The sequence below is a fragment of the Streptomyces sp. F001 genome, from assembly GCF_004187715.1.
Taxonomy (GTDB): Bacteria; Actinomycetota; Actinomycetes; order Streptomycetales; family Streptomycetaceae; genus Streptomyces; species Streptomyces flavusporus.
Genome location: NZ_QZWF01000151.1, coordinates 1 through 2,007, shown reverse-complemented (window position 1 = coordinate 2,007; position 2,007 = coordinate 1). Strand labels below are relative to the sequence as shown.

Sequence of the window (2,007 nt, the reverse complement as noted above, 5' to 3'; positions counted from 1 at the left end):
ATGCCCGGTCAACGACACCACACAGACTCCGTCACAAGATCTCCGGCTGTAGTACCTGTTGCTCTGGCGAGGCCCGCTGACGGAACGGGCGTGGCGGCGGGCATTCCGGAGAGTGAGTGTCCGCTCCGCTTGTCTCACATACTGTGGCTTCGCATGACCGACGCCGAGATCGAGATCACTGCAGAGCTGGTGCACGCTCTTCTCAAGGACCAGCATCCGGACCTTGCAGGGCTGGCCATCCGCGAAGTAGCGGGCGGCTGGGACAACCAAATGTGGCACCTCGGCGACGAGTTGGCCGTGCGCATGCCGCGCACGGAACAAGCCCCGGATCTCCAGCGCAAGGAGTGCCGGTGGCTGCCCGTCCTGGCCCCGCGCCTTCCGCTCCCGGTTCCGACTCCTGTGCGGATCGGCGAACCGTCCGCGCGCTTCCCGAGGCCCTGGACCATCATGACGTGGGTTCCCGGCGAGTCACTCGACTGTACCTCGATCAGCCGTGACGACCACGCGGCCGACGCTCTGGCGGGCTTCCTCAGGGCGCTTCATGTAGAGGCGCCCGCCGAGGCGCCGGCCAGTTCGGACCGCGGCGCTCACCCCAAGAAGTGCACGGAGGGCTTCGAAAAGTTCTTGCAAGCCATTGTCCCCGGCGGCATTGCCGCCGACGTCCGGGCTGTCTGGGACGTCTGGGACGATGCTGTTGCGGCCCCCGAGTGGGAGAGGCCGCCGGTATGGCTGCACGGTGACCTCCATCCCGCGAATGTCGTCGTCTCGGACGGGACGCTCTCGGGCGTGGTCGATTTCGGTGCCATGTTCGCCGGCGATCCGGCGTGGGACCTCGCGGCCGCGTGGCTGCTCCTTCCCTCGGGCGCGGGCTCACGGTTCTTCGAGGTGTATGCGCATGCGGACGAGGCGACGATCCGGCGCGCCCGCGGGTTGGCTGCTCTGAAGAGCCTTTTCCTCATCCTCATGGGCCAGAACGGGGAGCGGGGCCTTCCCGGCGGGAAGCCGACATGGGGACCCGCAGGCCGGGCGGCGCTCGATCGTGTTCTGACATCCAGCTTGGGCTGGCCCTCTCCCGCACAGGCCCCGCTCCCATCTCGGAGCGACGCGGACCATTTCAAGGCGCTTGCGGCTGGTCTTTGAGCTGGGGTACCGGGGCCTATTCAACGACGTCCAACATGCGGTGGCCGTCCGACCCGCTGACCCACCCTGCTGGTAGTTACGGTATTCCGCGAGCAGAAGGTCCTGCTGGTGCTATTCCTTGTGCTCATGGATCTCGGCCAGAAGCCGGGCCTGAGCGCCGCCGGGCCGGGCTGCGTAGCCTTCGTTCCAAGAAGAGGGAAAGGAGTTCCGCATGACTCCGAAGCAGCCCAAGACCGAGCTCGACGCCCGCTACAGCTCCGCGCTCAACCCGCGCCCGGGCGCGGAGAACGTCACCGCCACCGACTGGGCCGAGGCCCAGCGCCAGCTGCGGACCGCCGAGGTCTTTTGGATCACGACGGTCCGGCCGGACGGCCGGCTGCACGTCACGCCGCTGATCGCTGCCTGGCACGACGGGGCGCTGCACTTCAGCACCGGGCCGGGCGAGCAGAAGGCGAAGAACCTGGCCGGTAATGCCCACTGCGCACTCACCACAGGGCACAACTCACTCTCTGAAGGCCTCGACATCGTGATCGAGGGCACGGCAGAGCGGGTGACGGATCCGGCGCGTCAGGACGAGGTCATCGCCGCGTTCGAGGCGCAGTACGGGGACCACATCACCTCGCCGGAGGGGACCTTCTACGGCTTCGGCGACAGCATCCGCAAGGGCAACGACCTGCTGTTTGCTGTGGCACCCGGCACGGCATACGGCTTCGGGCACGACGGCCGGGTGTTCAGCCACACCCGCTACACCTTCTAGTAGGACTCCGTTAAGTCGTTGTGGGTCTTGCTGCTTGGTGTCTGATGCGGGGTGTGGGCAGAGGCTGACGGCAGGTGGTGCAGATGCCGGTCCAGCAGTTCAGCAGGTCC

The 2,007-nt window shown here is 67.1% G+C and carries 2 protein-coding genes; both read left to right on the top strand.

The window, feature by feature from the left end; translation table 11 throughout:
• The first annotated feature begins 153 nt into the window (after window positions 1–153).
• Complete coding sequence (locus StrepF001_RS45140; protein WP_129803866.1) at window positions 154–1,140, top strand: aminoglycoside phosphotransferase family protein; 987 nt, start codon at window positions 154–156, stop codon at window positions 1,138–1,140.
• 211 nt (window positions 1,141–1,351) lie between these two features.
• Entirely contained in the window at window positions 1,352–1,897 is a 546-nt protein-coding gene (locus tag StrepF001_RS45135; RefSeq protein ID WP_129803865.1) for a pyridoxamine 5'-phosphate oxidase family protein, read from the top strand.
• The last annotated feature ends 110 nt before the right edge of the window (window positions 1,898–2,007 follow it).